General features: G+C 71.3%; 19 protein-coding genes. 6 read left to right on the forward strand and 13 right to left on the reverse strand.

The genetic code is table 11. From position 1 onward, the window contains the following. Positions 1-17: 17 nt before the first annotated feature. From AB0E24_RS25705 to AB0E24_RS25750, 10 genes are all read right to left on the reverse strand, one after another. Positions 18-3,122: an alpha-mannosidase gene (locus AB0E24_RS25705; RefSeq protein WP_359380288.1), complete on the reverse strand. Its 3,105-nt coding sequence runs from the start codon at positions 3,120-3,122 to the stop codon at positions 18-20. Further along, a complete protein-coding gene (locus AB0E24_RS25710; RefSeq protein WP_359380290.1) occupies positions 3,115-5,088 on the reverse strand; it encodes a DUF2264 domain-containing protein in 1,974 nt (657 codons plus the stop codon). Before AB0E24_RS25710 ends, AB0E24_RS25705 begins: the two co-directional genes overlap by 8 nt. Then, the gene (locus AB0E24_RS25715; protein ID WP_359380292.1) at positions 5,085-6,713 is read right to left on the reverse strand and encodes a type 2 periplasmic-binding domain-containing protein; all 1,629 of its coding nucleotides are present in this window, start codon (positions 6,711-6,713) and stop codon (positions 5,085-5,087) included. The genes AB0E24_RS25710 and AB0E24_RS25715 overlap by 4 nt, the downstream gene beginning before the upstream one ends. Before the next feature lie 5 nt (positions 6,714-6,718). Further along, positions 6,719-7,660, reverse strand: coding sequence for a carbohydrate ABC transporter permease (locus AB0E24_RS25720; protein ID WP_079152873.1), 942 nt, complete (start codon positions 7,658-7,660; stop codon positions 6,719-6,721). Continuing rightward, entirely contained in the window at positions 7,657-8,634 is a 978-nt protein-coding gene (locus AB0E24_RS25725) for an ABC transporter permease (protein ID WP_359380295.1), read from the reverse strand. The genes AB0E24_RS25720 and AB0E24_RS25725 overlap by 4 nt, the downstream gene beginning before the upstream one ends. A gap of 84 nt (positions 8,635-8,718) precedes the next feature. Continuing rightward, positions 8,719-9,726 carry a hydroxyacid dehydrogenase gene (locus AB0E24_RS25730; RefSeq protein WP_102933894.1) on the reverse strand — a complete coding sequence of 336 codons (1,008 nt, stop codon included), beginning with the start codon at positions 9,724-9,726 and terminating at the stop codon, positions 8,719-8,721. A gap of 75 nt (positions 9,727-9,801) precedes the next feature. Beyond that, complete coding sequence (locus AB0E24_RS25735; protein ID WP_359380299.1) at positions 9,802-12,822, reverse strand: alpha-mannosidase; 3,021 nt, start codon at positions 12,820-12,822, stop codon at positions 9,802-9,804. Between the two features lie 97 nt (positions 12,823-12,919). After that, positions 12,920-14,008: a Gfo/Idh/MocA family protein gene (locus AB0E24_RS25740; protein ID WP_359380301.1), complete on the reverse strand. Its 1,089-nt coding sequence runs from the start codon at positions 14,006-14,008 to the stop codon at positions 12,920-12,922. Beyond that, positions 13,993-14,649, reverse strand: a complete 657-nt coding sequence (locus AB0E24_RS25745; protein ID WP_079256760.1) for a ThuA domain-containing protein — start codon at positions 14,647-14,649, stop codon at positions 13,993-13,995. Before AB0E24_RS25745 ends, AB0E24_RS25740 begins: the two co-directional genes overlap by 16 nt. A 451-nt stretch (positions 14,650-15,100) precedes the next feature. Next, positions 15,101-16,516, reverse strand: coding sequence for a helix-turn-helix domain-containing protein (locus AB0E24_RS25750; protein ID WP_359380306.1), 1,416 nt, complete (start codon positions 16,514-16,516; stop codon positions 15,101-15,103). A gap of 197 nt (positions 16,517-16,713) precedes the next feature. Between AB0E24_RS25750 and AB0E24_RS25755 the strand changes: the two genes are divergently transcribed. Both AB0E24_RS25755 and AB0E24_RS25760 read left to right on the forward strand, forming a co-directional pair. Then, positions 16,714-17,454 (forward strand): DUF4232 domain-containing protein, encoded by a 741-nt coding sequence (locus AB0E24_RS25755; RefSeq protein WP_359380309.1) that lies wholly within the window; start codon positions 16,714-16,716, stop codon positions 17,452-17,454. Positions 17,455-17,569: 115 nt separating this feature from the next. Continuing rightward, complete coding sequence (locus tag AB0E24_RS25760; RefSeq protein ID WP_359380311.1) at positions 17,570-17,740, forward strand: hypothetical protein; 171 nt, start codon at positions 17,570-17,572, stop codon at positions 17,738-17,740. A gap of 115 nt (positions 17,741-17,855) precedes the next feature. On the opposite strand, the gene AB0E24_RS25765 is transcribed toward AB0E24_RS25760, so the two are convergent. After that, on the reverse strand, positions 17,856-18,599 hold the full coding sequence (locus tag AB0E24_RS25765; protein ID WP_359380314.1) for a DNA alkylation repair protein: 744 nt from the start codon (positions 18,597-18,599) through the stop codon (positions 17,856-17,858). Positions 18,600-18,688: 89 nt separating this feature from the next. Here AB0E24_RS25765 and AB0E24_RS25770 point away from each other — a divergent pair, with 89 nt between their 5' ends. Then, positions 18,689-19,045: an EthD domain-containing protein gene (locus AB0E24_RS25770; protein WP_283887489.1), complete on the forward strand. Its 357-nt coding sequence runs from the start codon at positions 18,689-18,691 to the stop codon at positions 19,043-19,045. A gap of 121 nt (positions 19,046-19,166) precedes the next feature. Here AB0E24_RS25770 and AB0E24_RS25775 read toward each other — a convergent pair whose 3' ends face one another. Further along, the gene (locus AB0E24_RS25775; protein ID WP_359380317.1) at positions 19,167-21,518 is read right to left on the reverse strand and encodes a thiamine pyrophosphate-binding protein; all 2,352 of its coding nucleotides are present in this window, start codon (positions 21,516-21,518) and stop codon (positions 19,167-19,169) included. Between the two features lie 153 nt (positions 21,519-21,671). Between AB0E24_RS25775 and AB0E24_RS25780 the strand changes: the two genes are divergently transcribed. Further along, positions 21,672-22,154 (forward strand): Lrp/AsnC family transcriptional regulator, encoded by a 483-nt coding sequence (locus tag AB0E24_RS25780; RefSeq protein ID WP_069861772.1) that lies wholly within the window; start codon positions 21,672-21,674, stop codon positions 22,152-22,154. Here AB0E24_RS25780 and AB0E24_RS25785 read toward each other — a convergent pair. Continuing rightward, positions 22,140-22,709, reverse strand: a complete 570-nt coding sequence (locus tag AB0E24_RS25785) for a TetR/AcrR family transcriptional regulator (protein WP_359380320.1) — start codon at positions 22,707-22,709, stop codon at positions 22,140-22,142. The genes AB0E24_RS25780 and AB0E24_RS25785 overlap by 15 nt on opposite strands. 189 nt (positions 22,710-22,898) lie before the next feature. Between AB0E24_RS25785 and AB0E24_RS25790 the strand changes: the two genes are divergently transcribed. Both AB0E24_RS25790 and AB0E24_RS25795 read left to right on the forward strand, forming a co-directional pair. Then, positions 22,899-23,915, forward strand: coding sequence for an alcohol dehydrogenase catalytic domain-containing protein (locus AB0E24_RS25790; RefSeq protein WP_069861768.1), 1,017 nt, complete (start codon positions 22,899-22,901; stop codon positions 23,913-23,915). Between the two features lie 222 nt (positions 23,916-24,137). Next, positions 24,138-24,830, forward strand: coding sequence for a carbon-nitrogen hydrolase family protein (locus AB0E24_RS25795; protein ID WP_359380324.1), 693 nt, complete (start codon positions 24,138-24,140; stop codon positions 24,828-24,830). The last annotated feature ends 59 nt before the right edge of the window (positions 24,831-24,889 follow it).

Genomic DNA, 24,889 nt, shown 5'->3' on the forward strand with positions numbered 1-24,889 from the left:
CTGCCTGCCCGCTCAGGCTACTTGGCACCGCTTCCGGCGGGACGAAGCCGCAGGGTACGGATCTGGAAGGGCCGGAACCCGAGGTCGAAGGCGCCCTCGCCGTCGATGGGCGCCACCTCCCGCTCCGGCCGCTCCAGCAGATCGCAGTCGTGGACGGCGGCGAGCGGGAACCCGGCCGTCAGACGCGCCGACACGGCTCCCCCGCACGCCTCGTACAGCCGCACCACGACATCGCCACCGCGGTCGTCCGCCAGCTTGACCGACTCCACCACCACATCGGCGGTGTCGACGGTGATCAGGGCCCGCGCCTCGGCCGGGGCGGGCCGCAGCGGCAGGTTGAGGGCGTAGCCACCGGCGATGGCCTCCTCGATTCCGGCACCGGCCAGCAGCGCGTAGCCGAAGGTGTGCCGGCCTCGGTCGGCCTGTGGGTCGGGGCTGTGCGGGGCGCGCAGCAGGGAGAGCCGGAGCGTGGTGGTCGTTCCGCCGTCGGCCCGTGTGTCACGGCGCACATCGTGCCCGTACGTGGAGTCGGTGAGCAGGGCCGCGCCCCAGCGCCGCTCGCCGATGTGCACCCAGCGGTGCGCCCACAGCTCGAAGCGGGCCGCGTCCCAGCTGGTGTTCTCGTGGGTGGGCCGCTGCACATGCCCGAACTGGATCTCGGCGCTCTCCCGCTCCGCGTGCACATCGAGCGGCCACGCCGCCTTCAGCACGGTGTCGCGCTCCTGCCAGTCGATGTCGTTGCGGACGGTCACCTGTCGGCTTTCGGCGGTGACCTCGATGTGCTGGATGAAACGGGAGCTGCCGCAGGAGCGCTCGACGCGCACCGAGGCGAGCAGCGGGCCCTCGTCCACGAGCGTCACCGAATCGGCCGTGTCCAGGTCGCGCACGGTGTCGCGGTAGTACGTGTCGATGTTCCAGGCCGACCACAGGTTGGGGTCGTCGGGGTGGAGCTGGAGGAGGTTGCCCGCGGCGCCGGGGGCGATCGCCTCGCGCCGTGCCGTGTGGTCGTACACCGAGGTGAGCAGGCCGCGCCGGTCCACGACGACCGTCACCACGCCGTTGTCGAGGACGAAGCCGCCGTCCTGGGCGGTGGCGGTGACACCGGCCCGGGGCGCGTCCACCGTGCCGCCGGAGGCGAGGGCGGCGACCTCGGCGAGGACGGCGGTGCGCCCGTCCGCCAGGCGCTGCCCACCGGGGACGGCGGAGCCGGGGACGACGGCCACCTCACGCCGTGCGTACGGTCCGGCGTTGAGCAGCGCGGGACCGGCCGGCAGCCGGCCGGCCGCCTCGGCGATCAGCGTTTCCAGCTCGGTGTGGATCTCACCGTATTCGCGCTCGGCCTGCCGGTGCACCCAGGCGATGGACGAGCCGGGCAGGATGTCATGGAACTGGTTGAGCAGGACCCGCCGCCACAGCGATGCCAGCCGCTCGTACGGATACGGGGCGCCGGCCCGCACGGCGGCGGTGGCGGCCCATAGCTCGGCCTCGCGCAGCAGCGCCTCGCCGCGCCGGTTGCCGCGCTTGGTACGGGCCTGGCTGGTGTAGGTGCCGCGGTGGGTCTCCAGATACAACTCGCCGCGCCAGACCGGGAGTTGGGTATCTTCCCGCTCGGCGCGCGCCGCCGCGAAGAACACGTCGGGCGACTCGATGACGACCTTGGGCGAGCCTTCGAGGTCGCGCAGACGGCGCGCCTTCTCCAGCATGGAACGGCTCGGGCCGCCACCGCCGTCGCCGTAGCCGAACGGGGCGAGCGAACGGGTGGCCACGCCCTTGTCGGCGAAGTTGCTCTCGGCGTGGGCGAGTTCGCGGGCGGTGAGCGAGGCGTTGTAGCTGTCGATGGGCGGGAAGTGGGTGAAGATACGCGAGCCGTCGATGCCCTCCCAGGAGAAGGTGTGGTGCGGCAGCTTGTTGGTCTCGTTCCAGGACAGCTTCTGGGTGAGGAACCACTTGGCCCCGGCCAGCTTGGCGAGCTGGGGGTAGGCGGCGGTGTAGCCGAACGAGTCGGGCAGCCACACCCCCTCCTGCTCGACACCGAACTCCTCCGCGAAGAAGCGCCGGCCGTAGACGAGTTGGCGGGCCAGCGCCTCACCGCCCGGGAGGTTGCCGTCGGCCTCGACCCACATGCCGCCGACCGGCACCCAGTTGCCGTCGGCGGCCGCCTTCTTCATACGGGCGAAGATCTCCGGGCGCCGCTCCTTCATCCACGCGTACTGCTGCGCCGAGGAGCAGGCGAAGACCAGCTCGGGGTACTCCTGGGCGAGGGCGGTCATATTGGTGAAGGTGCGCGCGCATTTGCGCACGGTCTCCCGGACCGGCCACAGCCAGGCCGAGTCGATATGGGCGTGGCCGACCGCGGCGACGGTGTGCGCGGAGGCGTTCGCGGGCCGGGACAGGACACCGGCCAGCCGGTCGCGGGCCCGCGCCGCGGTGTTCGCCACATCGGCCGGGTCGACGGCGTCCGCGGCGCGGCGCAGCGCGTACAGGATGTCGTGGCGCCGCGAGGAGCCGACGGGCAGCTCGTGCATCAGCTCGTCCAGCACCTCGATGTCGTGGATGAGATGCCAGACGTCGTCCTCGCGCACCGCGATCTCGGCCTGCTCGAGGCGGTAGATGTGCTCGCTGCCCGCGGTCTCCGGTGCGCCGTGGTGCAGATGCAGGCCCGCGCTGCCGACGATGGGCGGGTTGGCGGCCAGCTCGATCAGCAGATCGACGCGGGCACCGCCGGTCGCGGACTCGGCGAGCAGCACACTGCGGTTGTACGGGTGCAGGCCCAGCAGCGGGGAGCCATGGGCGTCGTGGACCAGGCCCTCGGCCTGGCCGCCGGGCCCCTTGGTCAGATCGAAGCCCAGGTCGAAGACGGCCTCGACCCGGCGCCCCGTCCACTCCTCGGGGATCTCGGCGCCCGCCCGCAGCCAGGTGGTCGCCCAGGGGCCGCCCCAGGTGGCGCCGAGCGCGAAGGGCGCGTAGTCGGCGTCGAGGGCGTCGGCCACGGGGACCGGCTCGCCGTCGACGAACCAGGCGCTCAGGTCGAGCGGGCGCGTGGCGCCGTGGAGCGCGGGGCGGATGACACGGTCCAGCAGCTTGCGGATCCGGGCCTCGATGATCCGGCGGTCGTCATGCACGGTGCTGGTCCCTCCAGGGGTCGTACGCGGGGTCGGGGGCGGGCAGCCGGATGGTGTCCCGTACGCCGTCCGGCCAGATCGCGTCCGCGACCAGGGTGGTGCCCTCGGCGCGGGTGGTGACCCGGGGCAGGGCGGTGGGGTCGGAGCCGCCGAGGTGGACGAGGGCGATGTGGAGGGTGCCGTGGGCGACGGGTCCCGCGGTCTCCACGACGGGGGTGGCGGACACCGCGCCGAGAGCGTTGCTGTCCGCACCGGCCACCACGGAGGCACGGGGCAGTTGACGCGCTCCGACGACGACGGAGACCAGCCCGTCGGCGCCCACGACCCGGGCCCCGTCCCGTGTGCCGGGTACGGAGTCCGGGTCGACGGCCAGGGCCCAGCCGCCGATGCGCAGCACATGTCCGCCACCGGGGTCACCGGGGGCGGGATCGACGCGTACGGCCCGTACCTCGACCGACCCCCGCAGCGCCGAGCCGACGGTGATCCAGGGGCCGAGCCGGTACGTGGTGTCGGGGCCGCCGAAGGGATCCCAGGTGGCGTCCTCCGGCCAGTGCGCACGGGAGCGCGAGACGGCCGTGGCGCCGTCCAGGGAAAGCCTGGTCGCCGGGCGCCGGTGCGAGGCGCGGCCCGCGGCGTCGAGCAGCACCACCGCGTTGTCGAGCGGGTCGGCGTGTGCGCTACCGCGGGGGACGGTGGGGTCCCCGGGGGTTTCGGGGGCCGTGTGCGTGGAGTAGGCGAAGCGCGCGTAGCAGGGGTCGTCGGCGTGCGGGCGGGCCGGGTCGGTGTGGTCGCCGCCGTGGTTGACGACGCGTACCACGCCGTCGGCGGCGGTGCCGGAGACGAGCCAGCCGGGTGCGGGCAGCGAGCGGGTGAAGTCGCCCTGTTCGACGGGGAGTCGGGTCTCCTCCTCGGTCCACACGGGGTGGTCCGGCGGCAGGGCGAGTCCGATGAAGCCCTTGCTCGCCCAGTACGGGGACGCGGGTCCCGAGTACACCTGGAGCACACCGCGGTAGGGCCGGTGCCAGCCGAGCGTGAGCAGCCCCCGCTCGTCCACGGCACCGTGGTCGGTGAAGTGGCCGAGCATGCGGTTGGCGAGCGCCCGGGTCTCCCCCGGCGCCAGCGGCGTGGCGTCGAAGAGGGCGCCGGTCCACAGCGGGGCGAGCGCCGCGTACCGGTAGGTGAGGGAGCGGCCCTGGACGAGCGGTGAGCCGTTGGCACCGATCAGGAGCCGCTGGTCGGCCAGGAAGCGGCGCAGCCGGGCCCGGTAGCGGTCGAGGAGGCCGCGGGGCGCCGCGTCGCCGAGGACGCGGCAGAACCACAGCGGGTACAGGTGCATGGCCCAGCCGTTGTAGTGGTCGACATTGCGGTGCTCACCGCCGGTGAGCCCGTCGGAGTACCAGCCGTCGCCCGTGTACCAGCCGTCGGTGAGCGCGATGACCCGGTCGAGGTCCTGCTGGCGCCACCGGCCTCCCACGGTGCGGGCGAACGCCTCGGTGACGCCCTGGAACCAGATCCAGTTGTTGCCGGGCATCGGGTCGCCGACCATCGGGGCCAGCCAGTCCAGGACCCGCTGCCGCACCCGGTCCGCCAGGCGGTCCCAGATCCACGGCCGTGTCTCGTGCAGCGCGAGCGCGATGGACGCGGCCTCGACCTTGGCCTGGTTGCACTCGGCGAAGGTGGGCCAGCGCTCCGGGCTCGCCGGGTCGGTGCCGGCGGCCAGGCCGCGTGCGTACCATCCGGCGATGTCGTGCGGATCGTCCCCGCCCGCTCCCGCGAGCCGGAATCCGGCCAGCAGGAAGGTACGGGCGAAGCCTTCGAGGCCGTCGCTGGTCACACCGTTGTGGCTGGGCACACCGGGCAGGCCGATCAGGGCGTGCTCCTCGGTGGCGTACGGCCGTACGGCGAGCAGCAGCCGGTCCGCGGTCCGCTCCCAGTGGGCGCGGTCCTCGGCTGGGGTGCGGTTCATGAGTGGCGGGCCTCCCATGCCTGTTCGTATTCGGCGCGGATCGTGTCACCGGCCTGCTTGCGCCAGTTCCGCATCGCCTCGTCCCACTCCTTGAGGGGGACGCGGCCCTGCATGATGCCCTTGCGGGTGTCGTCCAGGGTCTTCTGGAGCAGTGCGGACATCTTGGCGTTGGTCGGCGAGTACAGGTCCTCGGTGGGGTTGGGGACCAGCCGCTCGATGGCTTCCTTCTGGAACGCGTACTGCGCCCTCACGACCTCCGGCCTCGCGGGGTAGTAGAGCGTGAACGGCGCGTCCGTGGCGAAGATGGTCGGCAGGGTGACCTCGGCCTGGCCCTTCGGCGTGAGGATCGGATCGCTTCCCTTGACGGTGTGGTCCGCGCCCCGGACGCCGTACTTGCGCAGCAGAAAGCCGTCCGTGCCGAAGGGGGACGCCAGCGCGTTCATCGCGCGCAGGATCTGCTTCACGCGCGCCTTGGGCGCCTTCTTGAGGATGAGCATGCCGTAGTAGGACTGGCCCTGCCATTGGACGCCTTCGCCGCCGTCCCAGCCGGGCGCCATCATGTAGCCGAGCTCGAAGCCCTTCGTGGTGGGGGCGTACATCGTGTAGAAGTCGTTCCACGCCACGGGCCCGTCCGGGTTGATGACGATCTGCCCGGTGCCGAACCAGTCCTTGACCTTGCCGGTGACGCTGTAGGCGTCCGGGTGCATCACCCCCGCCTTGGTCATCCGGTGGACGGCGTCCAGGGTCTGCCTGGCCTCCTCGGTCTCGAACCACCAGGTGAACCTCCCCTCCTCCACGCGCCACTTGTTGGGGCCGCCCAGCATCTGCATCACGGTGTCGAACGCGGTGATGGGGTCGCCCATGGCGTACTGGTTGTGCTTGGGGTCGGTGACGTCCTGGCACAGCTGGAAGAACTCGGGCCAGCTCCTGGGGTTCGGGTCGAGTCCCCGTTTGCCGATGAGGTCGAGCCGGGTGAAGACCGGGCCGCCGGAGAGCGGGCGGGGCATGGGGATCGCGTAGATGCCGCCGCCCAGCACACAGGGCGCCCAGGAGGCGGAGGGGATGTTCGCGAGGTAGGGGTAGTCCCGGATGTTGTCACCGGACAGATGCTCGGTCAGATCCTCGAAGAGCGCGTCCAGCATGCCCGGGGTGGCCGCGGAGTTCTGGCTCGGCGGCAGCATCAGCATCGCGTCGGGCAGATCGCCGCCCGCGATGGTCACCGCGAACTTGCTCGGGTAGTCGGCGACCGGTGTGATCTGGAAGTTCAGATCACAGCCGATGCTCCGGTTGAGGGCCTGCCACATCACATTGCGCTCCACCGGCGGCGGCACCGGGTTGAAGATGAGCGTCATGATGTCGATGGCGGGGCCCCTGGCGGGCGGTCCGTCCGGCAGCGCCTCGACCGGATGGGCCGGGTAGTGGAGGTGTCCGGCGGCGACACCGTCCGCGGTGGCGGGCATGGACGTCGGTACGCCCCGGTACGGGATGTAGCTGGGCAGGGGGGCCTTGGCGTTGGCCGCCTTGGCCGAGACGGGGCGGTAGTCTCCGCAGCCGGCCAGGGTGAGTCCGGCGGTGATGCCCGCGGCGGAGGTGAGGAGGCCGCGGCGGCTGAGTGATGGCTTCATGGCAGTTATCCCTTCACCGCTCCGACCATCACGCCCTTGTTCATATGCCGCTGGAGGAAGGGGTAGACGATCACGATGGGCACGATCGACAGCACGAGGATCGCCGCCTGGAGCGACTGGGCCGGCGGCAGCGGCGCACCGGCCGCGACATCGACCTGGCCGCCGCTGAGTGCCGCGTTGTTGACGACATAGGTCCGCAGCACGAGCTGCATGGGCCACTTGGCCGCGTCGTTGATGTAGAGCAGGGCGTTGAAGAAGGCGTTCCAGTACGTCACCGCGTAGAACAGGCCGATGACCGCGACCGACGCCTTGGACAGCGGGAGCACGATCCTGGTGAGGATGGACACCTCGGAGGCGCCGTCGATCCGCGCCGAGTCGATGAGCTCCCTCGGAATGCTCATGAAGAAGGAGCGCAGCACGATCACATTGAACGCGTTGATCATGGACGGCAGGATCAGCGACCAGTAGCTGTTGATCAGATGGAGCTGCTTGACCATCAGATAGCTGGGGATGACGCCCGGTACGAACAGCATGGACATCAGCAGCAGCATCAGCACGGGCCTGTGCCCGAAGGAGCCGGGCCGGCTGAGCCCGTACGCCAGCATGATGGAGGAGATCAGGCTGAGGGCCGTGCCGACGACGGTGATACCGGCGCTGACCAGCATGGCCTTGGAGACCAGACCGCCCGACAGCAGTGCCGAGTAGGCGGCGAAGGTCGGGCGGTCGGGCCACAGGACATAGCCGCCGGCCTTGGTGACCTGGGCCGCGTCGGCGAGCGAGGTCGAGACGATCGCGAGGAACGGCAGCAGCACCAGCACCACACAGACCAGCAGGATCACCGATTTGAGGGCGCGCCACGGCGGGGATCCGGGGGTCTCCCCGGGGATGGCGCTGTAGGACCCGCGCGGCCCGCGGCGCACGGGGTGTGCGGGGGAGAGAGTGGTCATGACCGGTAGACACCTTCCTCGCCGAAGAAGTGGGCGATCTTGTTGGCGCCCAGGACGAGCACCACTCCGACGACGCCCTTGACGAGGCCGACGGCGGCGCTGACGCCCCAGTCCCCGCCGATGAGGCCGTGGTTGTAGACGTAGGTGTCCAGGACCTCGCTGTTCTCCAGGCCGACACCGCCCTGCTGGAGCAGGATCTGCTCGAAGCCGACGGAGAGGGCGTCGCCGAGGCGGAGGATGAGCAGCAGGATCACCAGGCCGCGCAGGGCGGGCAGGGTGACATGCCAGGTCTGCCGCCAGCGGCCGGCGCCGTCCATGGCGGCGGCCTCGTAGAGGTCGTTGTCGACACGGGAGAGGGCGGCGAGGAAGAGGATGGTGCCCCAGCCGCTGTCCTTCCAGATGACCTGGGAGGTGAGCAGCGTCTTGAACAGCTCGGGGTTGCCGATGATGTTCCAGGTGCCCATGTCATGGGCCTGGAGGAACAGGTTGAGCATGCCGCCGTTGCCCAGCAGCTGCTGGAAGAGGGCCACCACGACCACCCACGACAGGAAGTGCGGCAGATACAGCACGTTCTGCACCCACTTCTTGATCCGCTCGCTGACCAGGCTGTTCAGCGCGAGCGCCAGGAGGATCGGCGCGGGGAAGACGAACACGACCTGGATCAGGGTCAGTTCGAGGGTGTTGATCAGCGCGTGCAGGAACTGGTCGTCGCCGTTGAAGAGGACCTCGAAGTTCTTCAGTCCGTTCCACGGGCTGTGCAGGATGCCGATGTACGGCTGGTAGTCCTGGAAGGCGATGACATTGCCGAGCAGCGGGATGTAGTGGAACAGCAGCAGCACCACGACGCCGGGTATCAGGAACCAGAACAGTCCCTTGTCCCGATGGCGGCTCGAACGCGGGCCTCCTGGCCCGCCCGGGTGTGCCCGCCAGCCGTCCTCGGCCGGACGGGCGGCGGGCCTGTGAAGTGTTGTCATGGGTGCGGCCCTTTCACCGGAGACGGTCGTCGTCGGCCGTCCCGGGGTTGGGAAGGTGGTGGTCCGCCGTGCCTGCCGTGTCCCTCAGGCCAGGCGCGGCAGAACGTCTGGGGTGACCTCGCCCAGCAGCGGCGCTCCCGCCAGATAGCGGGCGACCTCGGCGGCGGCGTACTGGCCGAGCCGGCGGGTCTCGGTGCCCTGGGCACCGGCGATATGCGGGGTGACCAGCACATGGGGCAGGGAGCGCAGGGGGTGCCCGGACGGCAGGGGTTCGGGGTCGGTCACATCGAGGTACGCCTCCAGGCGGCCCTCGGCGCACTCCCGTGTGAGGGCCTCGGTGTCGACGACGGCCCCGCGCGCAGTGTTGATCAGCGCTCCCCCGTCCGGGATGAGCGCCAGCATCCGGGCGTCGAGCAGGCCGGTCGTCTCCGGCAGCAGCGGGGCGTGCACGCTGACCACCGCCGACCGGCGGCACAGCTCATCGAGTCCGACCCGTTCGGCGCCGAGGCGGCGGGCCTCCTCGTCCGTGACGTACGGATCGCTCACCAGCACCTGGAAGCCCGCGTCGGAGCGCACCAGCCGGTCGATCACCCGGCGGCCGATGCGCGAGGCGCCGACGATGCCGACCGTGAGGCCGTCGGCGCCGGTGCGGGCGGCCGAATCCGGCCAGACCCCGGCGTCGTAGCGGGCCGCCATGGTGAGGGTGCGGCGGGCGGCGAGGGTGATCAGGGCGAGGGTGTAGGAGACGACGGGTCCCGCGTTGGCGTCGGCGGCCGAGGACACGACGATGCCGCGCTCCCACACCGCGTCGCTCACCAGGGACTTGACGGTTCCGGCGGCGTGCATCACGGCGCGCAGCCGGGGCGCGCGGGCCAGGACACCGGCGGTCAGCCGGGGGCAGCCCCAGCCGCTGATCAGGATCTCGGCGTCGGCGAGCGCGGCGAGCGGCTCCGGCCCCGTCGGATCGGGGAGGAACTCGACCACTTCGGAGAGGTGGGCGCGCAGATCGTGGGGCAGGACGAGCGGGGCGACGGCGGGGTCCATGACGCAGACCGCCCTGGGACGTGCGGGATGTGCGGCTCGGGCTGTCATGCGAAAGCCTCTTTCGGTACGTGCGGATCGGCCCGTACGGGCACGGCGGCGCGGCCGTGCCCGTACGAGCCGGCGTCAGACGCGGGGCAGACGCAGGGTGACCATCTGGAACGGGCGCAGGGCGAGCACGAGACCGCCGTCGGCCCGCGCGGGCGGCTCGGCGTCGGTGTCCGGGCGCTCCAGCAGGTCCGTGAGGACGGCTCGTGCCGTGTCGAAGCCGTCGGCGCGGAGCGTGGCGCGGGCCCGCCCGCCGTGTGCCTCGTAGACCCGTACGACCAGGTCGCCACCGCGGTCGTCGGCGAGCTTCACCGCGCTCACCACGACGGCGTCGTTGTCGACCGTCACCAGCGGGGCGACCTCGGCGGCGCCTCCGGTGACCCGGCGCTCGGGCAGATTGGCGCGGTGGCCCTCGCGGACCGCGTCGCCGACCGTGGCGCCCGGCACCAGCGCATGCCGGAACCGGTGCGTGCCCTGGTCGGTCTCCGGGTCGGGGTAGCGCGGGGCCCGCAGCAGCGACGCCCTTACGGTCGTCGTGGTGCCGCCGTCACCGCGCACCGTACGGGTCACATCGTGGCCGTACGTGGCGTCGTTGACGACGGCCGCACCCCAGCCGGGCTCGTCCACGTGGACGAAACGGTGGTTGCACGCCTCGAACTTGGCCCACTCCCAGCTCGTGTTCTGGTGGGTGGGCCGGTACACATGGCCGAACTGGGTCTCGGAGGCGTACCGGTCGGCCTTCACATCCAGCGGGAAGGCCAGCTTCAGGAACTTCTCCGTCTCATGCCAGTCCACCTCGGTGTCGATGTCGAGCCGCTTGGCGCTGATGGGCACCGACAGAAGCTGGACGACGCGGGAGGCGCCGAAGGCACGCTCGACGCGCACCGCACCGCCCGCCACGGACAGCGCGGCGACATCGGTGAGGTCACGTCCGGCATTGCGGTAGAAGGCGTCGACGTCCCACGCGTCCCACTGGTTGGGGAAGTCCGGGTGGAGCTGGAGCAGATTGGCCGCCTGCCCCGGCGCGATCGCCTCCCGGCCCGCGATCCGGTCGTAGGCGGAGACGACCAGGCCCCGTCCGTCGATCTCGATCCGCAGCAGACCGTTGTCCAGGACATAGCCGCCGCCGTCGCGCGGGGTGGGCGCGGCCTTGTCGCCCTGGCCGTCGAAGGGCGCGGCGCCACCGGCGGGCACACCGCCGCGGGCGTGCGGGGCCGGGTTGAACACCAGCTCCCGTGTGCCCTCTCCCACCAGGGCGCGCTGCGCCCCGGTGATGATCGCCTCCAGTTCCTCGGCGAGCCGCGCATAGGTGGCGCGCGCCTCCCGGTGCACCCAGGCGATGGACGAGCCGGGCAGGATGTCGTGGAACTGGTGCAGCAGCACCGTCTTCCAGATCCGGTCCAGCTCCTCGTACGGATAGCGGAAGCCGGTGCGCGCCGCGGCCGTGGCGGCCCACAGCTCGGCCTCGGTCAGCAGCGACTCGCCGCGCCGGTTGCCGCGCTTGGTCTGTGCCTGGCTGGTGAGGGTGGCGCGGTGCAGTTCGAGATAGAGCTCGCCGACCCACACGGGCGGGTCCGGGTACTCGGCTTCCGCTTTGGCGAAGAAGTCCGCCGGGGTCTCCCACTCGACGGTCGCGGCGCCCTCCAGATCGCGCATCCGGGCCGCCTTGGCGACCATCTCGCGTGTGGTGCCACCACCGCCGTCGCCGTAGCCGGTGGGCGCCAGGGAGCGGGTGGCGACGCCCTTCTCCTTGAAGTTGCGTGCCGCGTGGGCGATCTGACGTCCTGTCATCTCGCAGTTGTAGGAGTCGACGGGCGGGAAGTGGGTGAAGACACGGGTGCCGTCGATGCCCTCCCAGGAGAAGGTGTGGTGCGGAAAGTCATTGGTCCTGCTCCAGGAGATCTTCTGGGTGAGCAGCCTCCGTGACCCGGCGGCCTTGATGATCTGGGGCAGTCCGGCGGCGAAGCCGAAGGTGTCCGGGAGCCATGCCTCGTCGCTCTCGACACCGAACTCCTCCAGGAAGAACCGCTTGCCGTGGACGAACTGGCGGGCCATCGCCTCGGAGCCGGGCATATTGGTGTCCGACTCCACCCACATGCCACCGGCCGGTACGAACCGCCCGTCGGCGACGGCCTCCTTGACCCGCGCGTACACCTCGGGCCGGTGCTCCTTGAGCCATGCGTACTGCTGGGCCTGCGACATGGCGAACACGAAGTCGGGCTCCTCGTCCAGGAGCGCGGTCATGTTCGAGGCCGTACGGGCCACTTTGCGGACCGTCTCGCGCAGCGGCCACAGCCAGGCGGAGTCGATATGGGCGTGGCCTACGGCGCTGACGCGGTGGGCGGTGGCGGCGGCGGGCGTGGCGAGTACCCCGGCCAGTTCGCCGCGTGCGGCCCGTGCCGTGCCGTTCACGTCCTGGAGGTCGATGGCGTCGAGCGCCCGGCCGACCGCGCGCAGGATCTCCCAGCGGCGCGCCCCGTCGACGGGCAGCTCCGCCATCAGCTCGCCGAGGACCTCCAGGTCCATGACGAGGTTCCACACGGTCTCGTCGAAGACGGCGAGCCGCATCTCGCCGAGTACGTACTGCGGCGCGTCACCGGCCGTCGCCCGGTCCCCCATCGGCGTCGGCCGGAACGGCACACCGTCCGCTTCGAGGTCGGGGTTGGAGGCGGCCTCGATACGCCAGCGGACCCGCTCCCCGCCCGCCACCGGAGCGCCGACGCGCACATACGCGTTCCGCGGGTGGAGGCCCTTGACCGGGGTGCCGTCGGGCAGATGGACGAGCCCCTCGCACTGGAAGCCCGGAGTGCGCGGGGTGAAGCCGAGGTCGAGGACGGCCTCGACGGTGCGGCCCGCCCACTCGGCGGGAACGGTGCCGGTGACCTTGAACCAGCTCGTCCCCCACGGTGTGCCCCAGGGGGTGCCCGGGGCGATGGGGCGGGTGGGTGCCACGAGTCCCTCGGCCACCGGGACGGGTTCGCCGTCGGTGGACCAGATCTCCACGCTCAGGGGCGTGGTGGCGGGGTGGACGGCCGGGCGGACGCGTTCCCTCAGGACGCGTTCCAGGCGTGCCTCGACCAGTTTCCGGTCGTCGTGCATGAAGGCGGTCTCCTGACGCAGTGGGGGCGGGCGCGGGTCGGCGGGTTTGCGGGCGACGGGTTTCCGGTCGACCGGTTTCCGGGCGGCGGGTTTCCGGTCAGCGGGCGGCGTCGGCCACCGGGGCGGGGCGCTCGCACGTACTGCCCACCGGAAGCGCGCGCTCCTGGGCCGCCGCCTCCATGAGGGTGAGCATGACGTCCAGGACGTGGGCGGCGAGTTCGGCCGACGCGCGGTGCGGGCGCCCGGCCGACAAGGCCCCGGACAGATCGGCGAGGCCGATACCGCGCCCGGCGTCCCGGAAGCCGGCGGACACCGGGAGGGACTCCCAGCCGTCGCCGCGATGGATCTCGACGGCCCCGTCGAAGCCGTTCGGGTCGGGCACGGACAGCGATGCGTCGGTGCCGTGCACCTCGATGCGCGGCAGCCGCGCGGCGCGGATGTCGAAGCTCATGACGAGGGTCGACAGGGCGCCGCCCGCATGCTCCAGGACGCCGGTGACATGGGTGTCGATCTCGACCGGGAAGGTGTGCCCGGCGCGCGGGCCACTGCCGATCGCGCGTTCCATACGCGGCCGGGAGGAGGCGCCGGTCACCTTGACGACCGGGCCGAGCAGATGGACCAGGGCGGAGAGGTAGTAGGGGCCCATGTCGAGGAGGGGGCCGCCGCCCGGCCGGTAGTAGAACTCCGGGTCCGGATGCCACTTCTCGTGGCCCGCTGTCGTCATGAAGGCCGTGGCCGCGACCGGCCGGCCGATCAGGCCGTCGTCCACCGCCTTGCGCGCGGTCTGGGTGCCCGTGCCGAGGACGGTGTCGGGGGCGCAGCCGACCCGGAGCCCCGCCTCGCGCGCCGCCGTGAGCACGGCGTCGGCCTCCTCGCGGCCGGCCGCGAGGGGCTTCTCGCCGTACACATGCTTGCCCGCGCCCAGCGCCGCGAGGGCGACCTCCGCGTGGACGGCCGGGATCGTGAGGTTGAGGACGGCGTCCACATCGTCCCTGGCCACGAGCGCGGCCACGTCCGGCGCCACGGCCACCTCGTGCGCCACCTGCTCCGCGACCGATTCGGCCCGGCCCCGGTCGAGGTCGGTGACGGCGGTCAGCCGTACGGAGGTGAGGCGCTCCAGCGTCGAGAGGTAGGCGCCGCTGATCTTTCCCGCGCCCACCATGCCGATCCTCAGCGGCTCGCCCACAGCAGTCCCCTTTCGGTCAGCGTCCGGACCTGCGGCACATCGAAGTCGTCGGGCTTGTGCCCGATGGTCGAGACGAAGACCCGGCCCGCGCCCCAGGTCCTGGTCCACACGGCGGGCATCACCGCGGGCCGGTCGTGGAGTTCGCCGGGCGGGAAGGTGGTGGTGGCCAGGACCTCGTTGTGCGGGTCGGTGAGGACCCAGTACTGCTCGCTGTGCACGGCGAAGTCGTCTAGACCCGCGATGATCGGGTGGTCGGCGTGGTCGGGCGACAGCTGGTAGGTGTGGTCGAGGAAGCCCGGCGGGTGCATCACGAACTTGCCGCCGGTCAGCAGGTGGTAGCCGTGGTCGTGGAAGCAGTCCACGATGCCGCCGTGCCAGCCCGCGAGGCCGGTGCCGGCGCGCACGGCGGCCGCGAGGTTCGCGCTCTGCTCGCGGGTGATGGTCCCCATGGTCCAGCACTGCACGATCAGGTCGGTGGCGGCCAGGCGCTCCGCGTCCTCGTACACGGCGAGGTCCTCGGAGGTCTCGACGGCGAACCCCCGCTCCTCGAGGAACGGGACGAACGAATCGGTGATCGTCACGGGCTGGTGCCCGTCCCAGCCGCCGCGGACGACGAGCGCCCGCCGGGTATCGGTGGTCAAGGTGATCGCACGCTCCCATCGGCGCCACGCGCGGGCGGCGCGCGCGGCGGGTCGGGGTCGGATGAGGTGGCCTCAAAGGGCCGGTATCCAGAGGCAATTGCGGACGTCAGAAGCTCTGTCTCGCTGGATGCCCTGTGAAACTACGAACCGCCGCGGCAGTTTGTCAATACGTTGGATGAAGTCGGGACGAAGCGCGGGTTCTTGATCGTGTTGCCGCTGAACTCTCGTTCCACACCCACCGGCACCGGCCCCACTCGTCCATCAGCGCGGTGAGCGCGGCGAGCGCGGTGGACAACAGGCGCGGGCGGAACGTCCACGCCAGCGCACGCATGAACCGTCACGGTGGTTTGTCAATACGTTGTATAAACTCCACGAAACAACTGCGCGCGGCCCGGCAGGGCACGCCCGTACGCGCGGTGAAGGGCGTCCCTCCGGCGGCCGATGTCCGGGGCTACTGCTCCTCCCGCCTCATCCACTCGCTGCTGCCCAGCGGGTAGTCGTAGCCGGGGCGGCCGGCGTCGGCGCTGGTACGGAACGGGGTGCCGTTGTTGTCGATGCGCACCGTGCCGCGGCGGTCACCGCTGGACCAGTCCAGGGCGAGGTCCCAGCGGACGTCGTGCGCCTTGGTGTGCACGGTGACGTAGAAGACCTCCGGGTCGGACTCGCTGACCTTGTACGGGAAGTCGCGCTGACCGTTCTTGACGGTGACGGTGGGGCTGCCGTTGTCGAGGTCGACGTCGAACGACTTGGTCTCGACGCCGCCGCCGCAGCCGACGCCCATCGAGTAGTCGTTCCAGGCGACCGGGGCCCCCTTGGCGACGACGCGCAGGTGCAGCGCCTCCAGGACCACGGTGTCCTTCCCGGCGCCCTGCACGGTGAGGGCGACCCGCTGCTCCCCCGAGGAGACCGCGCCGTACGCGGCGGCCCAGCGGGGCGCGTCCGGCTCGGCGGCGGGCGGGCCGACCTGTTCGGGCTCGCTGTCGACGAGGAAGTGCTGGCTGCACGGGCTGTCGTAGACGTAGGGGCGGGTGGCCACGTTGACCGGTACGCCGTCGGTGCGTTCGGCGGCGCCCCCGCCACCGCGGGCGGCGGACTCCGGCTCGGGGGCGGAGGGCTTGCCGGTCTTCGCGTCCCGGGACGGGGAAGAGGAGGCCGACGTGGACGGCTCCTTGTGCTTCGCCCGGCCGGTGCCGGTGTCGGTGCCGGTGCCACTCGGCTCTGCGGTGGCCGGGTCGGCGGCCCCGGCGGCCTTCCGGCCACCGTCACCGCCCCCGGAGGACGGCAGATTCACCGCGAGCACCACGGCTCCGAGAACGGCCGCCGCCGCGGCGGAGGCGATGAGCGCGGTACGGCGCCGACCGGGCCGCACGGGAGCGGACGGGGCGGTGCCCCCACCGGCAACCGGCTCATCCCCCGGCTCCTCGGCCGGTGTGCCGCCCGGCGCGGCGGGGTGGGCGACACCGCCCCCGGCGCCTGGCGCCGCTTCATCAGACGCCGCAGGAGCCCCCTCGGGCTCCCCGGCCCCGGCCCCGGCACCACTCGCCACCCCTTCCGGCCCCGACCCCGGCCCCTTCCGCCCCCGCGTCGCTTCCGCCAGAACCCACCGCCGGTGCAGCTCGACCAGTTGCTCGGGGGTCGCCCGGCACACCCGGGCGAGCCGCTCGACCGGCGCGTAGTCGGCCGGTATCGCGGTGCCGTTGCAGTAGCGGTGCAGCGTCGATGTGCTCATGTGCAGCCGCTTGGCGAGCGTGCCATAGCTCAGCCCCGAACGTTCCTTGATCCCCCGCAGCAGCTCCGCGAACGCCGCCACGTCCCCGGCGGCCCCCGTCGCCCCCGTAGCCCCCGTCGCCCCTGTCGTCCCTGACACCGTTCTTCACCTTCCCCTGTGGCCCGGAGCGTCCCATTCCAGCGTTCCAGACCACTTGCGTTTCCCCTGATCAAAGCCCATTTCGGCGTTCCAGTGTCCCAACCTGCCCGGCATACGTGGCGGCTGGGACGGATCACTCCACAAGCTCCGGTCATCCAAACACCACACCCACCTCGGTACCGAAGGGGCTCACCCACATGTCCAGCGTCCGCACCTCCCGCAACCGCCTTCTGACCGCCGCCGCTGCCGCCGCGATCGCCGTTCTCTCCCTGACCGCGTGCGACGACGGAGAGGGCGTCCAGAGCGAGGGCTCATCGTCGGACGCCTCCTCCAGCGCGTCGTCCTCCGACTCCGCGTCGTCCGGCTCCGACTCGTCCTCCGACAAGGACGCGAATCCGGGCTCCTCCGGTTCGAAGCCGACCGCGGACGGTCCCGCGGCGAAGGACCCCGCGGGATCGGGGAACGGCAAGAACGGCTCCGACAACTCGGGCGACTCCGGCAAGAGCGGCGGCAAGAACGTCACCTGCCAGGGCTCCAACACCAAGATGGTCGCGGCTCCCCTGAACCGCCCCGTGAACCACATGCTGCTCACCGTCACCAACACCGGCAGCAAGACCTGTTACCTCTACGGCTACCCGGCCGTCCGCTTCGGCGAGGCCCAGTCGGTACCGCCGGTCATCGAGGACTCGCATCCGCAGGCCGTCGTCACGCTGCCCCCGGGCGAGTCCGGCTACGCCTCCGTGAACCTGTCGGCCGCCGACGGCAGCGGTACCAACGGCAACACCGAGAAGTCCCTGACCGTCTACTACCAGGACCGCAACGGCGAGAGCCTCTCCTCGGGCGCCAACCCGTCGCTGCCCGCCAAGGGTGTCTACGTGGACAGCTCCATCAAGGTCACGTACTGGCAGCAGTCGATGGACGACGCCATCAGCTGGTGACACCGCCGCCGCCCGGCGGTCCCCCACCCACCCACGCGGGCCGGCGCGTTCGCCGACCCGCGTCGCGGTGAAAACCCCTTGCGCGGGCCATCGGCCGGAAGCCAGGGTCCGGCCCATGACAACAATCTCCGTGCGCCCCCTGGACACCGAGGACTGGGCCCTCTACCGCGCCATTCGCCTGGCGGCCCTGGCCGACGCCCCCAAGGCATTCGGTTCCACACTCGGCCGTGAGCGACACGGCCAGAAGGCTGCGGGCGAGTGCATGCCGCCGGCCTCTTCCGCCTGATCTGACCTGGCCTTCCTCCCGCACCCCCGCATCCGCGGATCCGCCCTGGCGCGACCGTTGACGAGCTGTGGCACACCCGCCCCCGGAGGCGGTCCGGCGCCGGGGCGGTAGGCGCCTACCTCAGCGCCATCAGGGAAGTTCGCGTCTCCTGGTCCAGCTTTTCCATGGCGTACCGGAATGTGTCGCGGCTCATTTCGGTACGCCATTCGCGCAGAAACGCGGCCACCTCGTCCGGATGAACCTCACCGGTGACCTTGAGCAGCCAGCCGCACCCCTTCCGCACATACACATCCTCGTCGTGCATCAGCCGGGTGCAGTTGCCGAAGACGTGGGACAGCGGCAGTTCGAACACCGACCGCCCCACCTTGCGGCGAACGAACTTCACGACGGACACATTCGCGGCGCGCCTCGCCCAAGGGGACGGGGACTCGACCCAGTGCCGCGTCCGCGGGATCAGATCGAGGTGTCCGCGGAAGTACGGGTACAGCAACTTCAGGCACAGGTCATCACATTGCGCCCAGTTCGACACATACGATCCGAGCCAGTGCTCACAGCGGTCGAGAAACTCACCGTCCAGCCCGACCCTCGCGACCTTGTGCAGCAGCGCGAATCCCAGCAGGACCTCTTCATGGTGGGAGGCGCGCGAGAGCACCTCTTCCGCCAGGGCCAGCCGCGTCGCCGCCGGAATGTCCCGCCTCGTACGGAAGTAGTCGTTCGCGATGCCCACGACGGAGGCGTTGCTCACCCCGAGTGCGCGAATCCTCTGCGGGAAGTACCGCTGCGTTTTGGCCGCGAAGTCCGCGTCGGATTTCGCCGCGAGGGACCCCAGAAGTTCGTCGGCGACCGCATCGATGTCCACTGCGCTGATCCAAGTGTGATGGAGTTCGGTTTATTCCTCCATGATCCCGCGCCAGACGGCCTGACGCCGCAGTTTCGGAAGGCAACTCCGTGATCACCACCATCGCCCTGCTCAAGGCCCGCGAGGGGCTCAGCCGGGATGAGTTCATCGACTACTACGAGCACCACCACGTCCCCCTCATCCTCAGCCTCGCGCCGCCACCCGACTACTACGCCCGCAACTACCTGCCGGAGACCGGCCAACGCGGCTTCCCCGCGGACTTCGATGTGATGACACATATGAAGTTCGCCGACGAGTCCACCCGCCGTGCCTGGCTCGGCCTGGTGCTCGCCGAGGACTCCGGGGTCGCCGAGGACGAGGCGCGTTTCCTCGACCGCTCCCGCACCCGGTCATGGACCGTCGAAGAGCACATCAGCACGGCCCCGGGCCACGACTCGCCCCGCTGAAGGCCGCTGAAGAGCGCTGAAGGCCACTGAAGGGCGAGAGGCCCGGCCAGACGACCGGTCGGCGACCTTCGGACGCCATCGAGACCGAGGAGACGGGCGTGGGCTTCCCCCCGCCCCGGCGTCAGTCGACGAGGTCCAGCGCCGCGGCGACGATGCTGTCCGTGTCGATGCCGTGATAGCGGTAGACGTCCTCGATCGAACCGGACTGGCCGAACCGGGTCACCCCGAGGGTGGTGACGGGCGTGTTCCGGATCGTGCTCAGGAAGGCCAGCGTATGCGGATGGCCGTCCAGCACGGTGACCAGCGGGGTGGCCCGGTCGGCCGGGAAGACCTGGTCGAGGACCCAGGACGGGTCGTCCGACAGGCCGCGACGGGCCTGGAGCGCGCGGAAGAGCAGGTCCGGGCTGGTCACACAGACCACGTCGGCGTCGTGGCCGAGGGCGGCGAGCCGGTCGGCGGCGGCCAGGGCCTCCGGGACCAGGGCGCCCATCGCGGCGAGGGTCACCACCGGCTTCTCGTGCCGGCGCAGCCGGTAGGCCCCGGCGGCCACCTGCCGGCGACGGCGTTCGCGCGCGGCCGGGTCGTCGGGCACGGCGGCCGCGGACTGGTCGACGGGCCGGGTGGACAGCCGCAGATAGGAGGAACTCCCGTCCGGGCGGCCGAGGTTGCCGAGCGCGGCGAGCAGGCACCACTCGGTGTCGATCGCGAACGCGGGCTCAAAGGTGACGCAGCCGGGCTGTTCAATGCCCAGCGAAGGCGTGGTGATCGACTGATGCGCGCCGCCCTCCGGGGCGAGGGTGACACCGGACGGCGTGCCGACCAGGATCGACTGACCGCCCGCGTAGATGCCGAACGACCAGGGCTCCAGCGCCCGGTTGACGAAGGGGTCGTAGACGACGCCGATCGGCAGCAGCGGCTGGCCCCAGCGGCTCCAGGTGGCGCCCAGCTCGCCGAGCAGCCCGACCAGATTGGTCTCCGCGATGCCCAGCTCCACATGCTGACCCGTGGGCCGCTCCCGCCAGTGCAGGATCGTCTCGGCGTCGTCGGCGAACCAGTTGAGGCGCTCGGTCGGCGACCACACACCGACCTTGTTGAGCCAGCCCCCGAGGTTGGTGGTGGAGCTGACGTCCGGGCTGACGGTGACGATCCGGGCGGCCGCCTCCGGCGCCCGCCGCATGAGATCCAGCAGGACCCGTCCCAGGGCCTGCTGGGTGTTGCCGGTGCCGGCCGGTGCCGATCGCCCGAGGTCGGCGGGGACCGCGGGGGGCCGCTGGGCCACGTGTCCGGGGCGGCGCAGCCGGCCTGCGGCCGCCGCGCACAGGGCCGCCTCCCGCGACCCGTCGGGGAAGACCGCCCACGGACGGTCGAGATCCGTTCCCAGCCGGTCGGCCAGTGTCCTCATCTGGTCGGCGGTCAGCAGTGAGGAGTGGTTCTGCGGATGGCCCTCGGTGGGCAGCCCGTGGCCCTTGATCGTGTACGCGAAGATGACGGTCGGGCGGGTGTCGTCCACGCCGTCGAACGCGTCCATCAGCGCGCCGATGTCATGGCCGCCCAGATTGCGCAGCGCCGCCAGCAGCGCGGCATCGTCCAGGGAGGCGATGAGGTCGGCGATCGGCCCGGCCGTGGAGCCGGTGCCGGGCAGGCGCAGCCGCAGCTCCTCGGCGGAGCAGCGGAGCAGGCGCTGGTATTCGGGGTTGTCCATGGCGTCGATACGGGCGTGCAGGGCCTCGCCGCCCGGCCGCTCGAACAACTCCTGGAGCTGATGCCCGTACTTCAGGGTGATGACCTGCCAGCCGGCCGCGGCGAACATGCCGTGCAGCCTGTCCGCGGCGATACCGGGCACGACCCGGTCCAGGGACTGCCGGTTGAGGTCGACGACCCACACCACCTCGCCCAGGCCCGGCACCATCGGGTCCTGGATCGCCTCCCAGATGGCGCCCTCGTCCAGCTCCGCGTCGCCCAGCAGGGAGTACTGCCGCCCCGTACCCGCCCCGCCGAGGTGGCCCTCCACATAGCGCCGTGCGAGGGCGCCCCACAGGGGGGCGGTGGCGCCTATGCCGACCGAACCGGTGGAGTAGTCGACCGGATCGGGGTCCTTGGACCGGCTGGGGTAGCTCTGAAGCCCCCCGAAGGCGCGCAAGGTCGTCAGACGGGACTCGTCCAGCTCGCCCAGGAGGTAGTTGATCGCATGCAGTACGGGTGAGGCATGCGGCTTGACCGACACCCGGTCGTCCGCGGTCAGCGCGTGGAACCACAGCGCCGTCATGATCGAGCTCATCGACGCACTGGACGCCTGGTGACCGCCGACCTTCAGCCCCGAGGGATTCGGCCGCACCCGGTTGGCGTGGTCGATGATCGCGGTGGACAGCCACAGCACCCGCTGTCCGACCGCCTTCAGCACGGCGAGCTCATCCTGCCGGGCAATGCCCGAGCCGTTGCCGCCGGCCGCTCTCAGCTCCGGGTCCAGGACCATCACAGACCGCCTCCGCTATCGGCACCATGCCGTGGAAAATTGTCGTTGTGCGCCGCCAGTAGACAGGTGACTCTTCAACTGCACAAGATGCTCCTCTGCCATTGAGCATTCTGCTTATGCTCCGAGTCGGATGAGGGACATCGATTGAGCACTATGAACAGTGAGCGAGACCTGGACGCCACCGACGCACGGATCCTGCTCGCCCTCGCGGCCAGCCCTCGGGCCACCGTCGTCGCCCTGGCCGAGCGGCTGGGGCTGTCCCGCAACACGGTCCAGGCCCGGGTGGCCAGAATGGAGCAGAGCGGCGCGCTGGGCTCCTTCGAACGCCGGATCACGCCGAACGCGCTGGGCCATCCGCTCACCGCGTTCGTCACCGCGCGGGTCGATCAGCGCCGGCTGGCCGAGGTGTCCGAGGCACTCGCGGACATCGCCGAAGTCGTGGAGGTCTTCGGCCTCAGCGGCGAGACCGATCTGCTCGTACGGGTGGTCGCCAGGGACGCCGAGGACCTGTACCGGATCGCGGGCCAGATCCTCGCCGTTCCCGGTATCGAACGCACAACGACGGCCCTGGCCATGCGCGAACTGGTGCCGCACCGCCTCACCCCGCTGCTGCGCCGGGCCTCAGGCGACGAGTGAGTCGAAAACCTCGAAGAAGCCGTCCAACGGGGCCCGGCTGCCGGCCACCTTCGCCCGCAGCACCGCGCCCCCCCACGCGTTCACCAGGAACCGCCCCAGCTGGTCGGGGGTGAGCGCGGTCGCGAGCACCCCCTCCGCACGCGCCTCTTCGAGGACTTCGGTGACGGCCGAGGTCCACAGACGCAGACCGGTGTCGACCTTGCCGCGGATCATCGCGCTCTGATTCGAGAGCTCCATCCCGAAGTTCCCGAACATGCAGCCGCGTTCGAAGGAGAACCGCTCCAGGTCCGCGGCGAGATACTCGAAATGGGCCCGGATGCGCGGCACGGGGGCGAGGGTCTCGTCGCGCAGCATCTCCATCTTGCGGGATACCGCGTACCGGTCCATGACCTCGGCGGCGAGCGCTTCCTTGCTGTCGAAGTGGTTGTACACCGACCCCTTGGGGACGCCGGCCGTACGGGCGATGTCCTGGATCCCCGTGCCATTGAAGCCGCGCTCGTGGAAGCACTCCATCGCGGCCTCGACCAACTGCTCACGAACGCTCGGCCTGGGCATACGGACTCCTCGCATCTCTTCCCCGTAAAGAATATGAACGGTCGTCTTGACCGTCAATTCCGCCAGCGCGGCCCGCCCAGGACCCGATGGCGGTCGCCGGATCAGCCCGCGAGGGGACGGGTTGCGCACATCTAAGATGGTCGGTCATATTGAATACCATCCATGCAATCGACCACAAGGAGCAGCCGCATGGCTACCTACCGCGCATTCGAAGTGACCGGCACCCGCCACTTCCGTCTCGTCGACCGGGAGCTGGTCGACCCCGCCCCGAATCAGGTCAGGGTGCGGGTCGAGTACTGCGGCATCTGCCACACCGACGTCCTCGCCGCCGAGGGACTGCGGATGGACCCCGAGCGGCCCGTCGTGCCCGGGCACGAGATCGTGGGCGTGATCGACGCGGTGGGCCCGGGCGTCGGCACCTGGCGGATCGGTGAGCGCGTCGGCGTCGGGTTCCTGGCCGGGCACTGCTGGGAGTGCGATCCGTGCCGACGCGGTGACTTCGTCAACTGCCGCGACCAGGCGCAGACCGGGACCACGACCGACGGCGGCTACGCCGAGGTCGTCTACGCGCGGGCCAGCGGACTCGTGCGCATCCCCGACGATGTGCCGGCCGCCGAGGCGGCCCCGCTGCTGTGCGCCGGACTGACCACGTTCTCGGGACTCCAGCAGATCGGCTCCCGTCCCGGCGCGCTGGTCGCGGTGCAGGGCATCGGCGGACTGGGACACCTCGCCCTTCAGTACGCGCGCAGCCTCGGGTACCAGGTCGTGGCGATCGCCCGGGGCCGGGAGAAGGAGCCGCTGGCCCGTCAGCTCGGGGCGCATCACTACATCGACAGCACCGAGCAGAACGCCGCCGAGGCACTTCAGGACCTCGGTGGCGCGTCCGCCATCATCGCGACCGCCGCCAGCGGAGCCTCCATGAGCCCCCTGGTGGCGGGGCTCGCCCCGCGCGGCAGGCTCATCGTCCTCGGCGCCGCGGCCGACCCCATCCAGGTGAACACCGGCGAGCTGCTCTTCGGCACGCGTACGATCCAGGGCCACCTCACCGGCACCCCGATCGACAACGAGGACAACCTGTCCTTCAGCGCCGCCCATGGGATCAGGCCCCGTATCGAGGTGTTCCCGCTGTCCGAGGCCCCGAAGGCGTATGAGCACATGCTCTCCGGCGGGGCGCGCTTCCGCGCGGTCCTGGAGGCCGGGGTCTGAGGGCGCGCCCCCGCTCGAGGTTCAGGGATCGGTCGACGGCCGGACGGCCCCCCTCCGCGCCTGTCGGGTCCAGTGGGCGAGTGGGGATCCGGTGGTGAGGGTGCGGGGGTGGTTCGGGCCCAGCACCCGCAGGAAGTCCGGCGGCAGGGCGGCCCGCGCGGGCCGTGTCCGTCCGCCTGCCGTGGATAGGCTGATCGTGCGGCTCGACGAGGGGAGTTCAGCGTGAGGCGGTCGTTGAGCATCGCGGTGGCGCAGCCGAGGTGCGTGGCTCATGACGTGGCGGCCAACGCGGTGGCGCACGCGGAGGCCGTCAGGGCCGCGGGCGCGCGGGTGGTGGTCTTTCCCGAGATGTCGCTGACGGGGTACGAACTGGACGCGACGCCGGTCGCCCCGGACGATGAACGGCTGACCCCGATCGTCGCCGCGTGCGCCGAGTCCCGGACGCTCGCCCTGGTCGGCGCGGCCGTGGCGGGTCCGCGCATCGGCATCCTGGCGGTGGACGGAGATGGCGCACATGTCGGCTACGGCAAGGTCTGCCTGCACAGCAGTGAGGCCATCCGCTTCGTGCCCGGGGAACCCACCGTGCTGGAAGTGGACGGATGGCGGCTGGGGCTCGCCGTCTGCCGCGACACCGGTATCCCCGAACACGCCGCGAGGACGGCGGCGCTGGGCATGGACGGCTATGTGGCCGGGGTGGTCCACGCCGACCACGAGGCCGAGGTCCACGGCGAGCGCGCCCGCCGGGTCGCCGCCGACCATGGGGTGTGGGTCGCCACGGCGGCCTTCGCGGGGCCGACCGGCGGTGGCTTCGACCGTACGTCGGGCCGTTCGGGCATCTGGTCCGCGGACGGGGAGTTGATCGCCGGAACGGGCACCGCCCCCGATGAGATCGCGCGGGCCGTCCTCGTCACATGAGCCCGAGCGGGAAAGGCCGCGGGAGCCGTGTCTCCGACCGATCCGCTCCGCTGTTTCCC

This window comes from Streptomyces malaysiensis subsp. malaysiensis (assembly GCF_040653035.1).
In the GTDB taxonomy this organism is placed as follows: Bacteria; Actinomycetota; Actinomycetes; order Streptomycetales; family Streptomycetaceae; genus Streptomyces; species Streptomyces malaysiensis.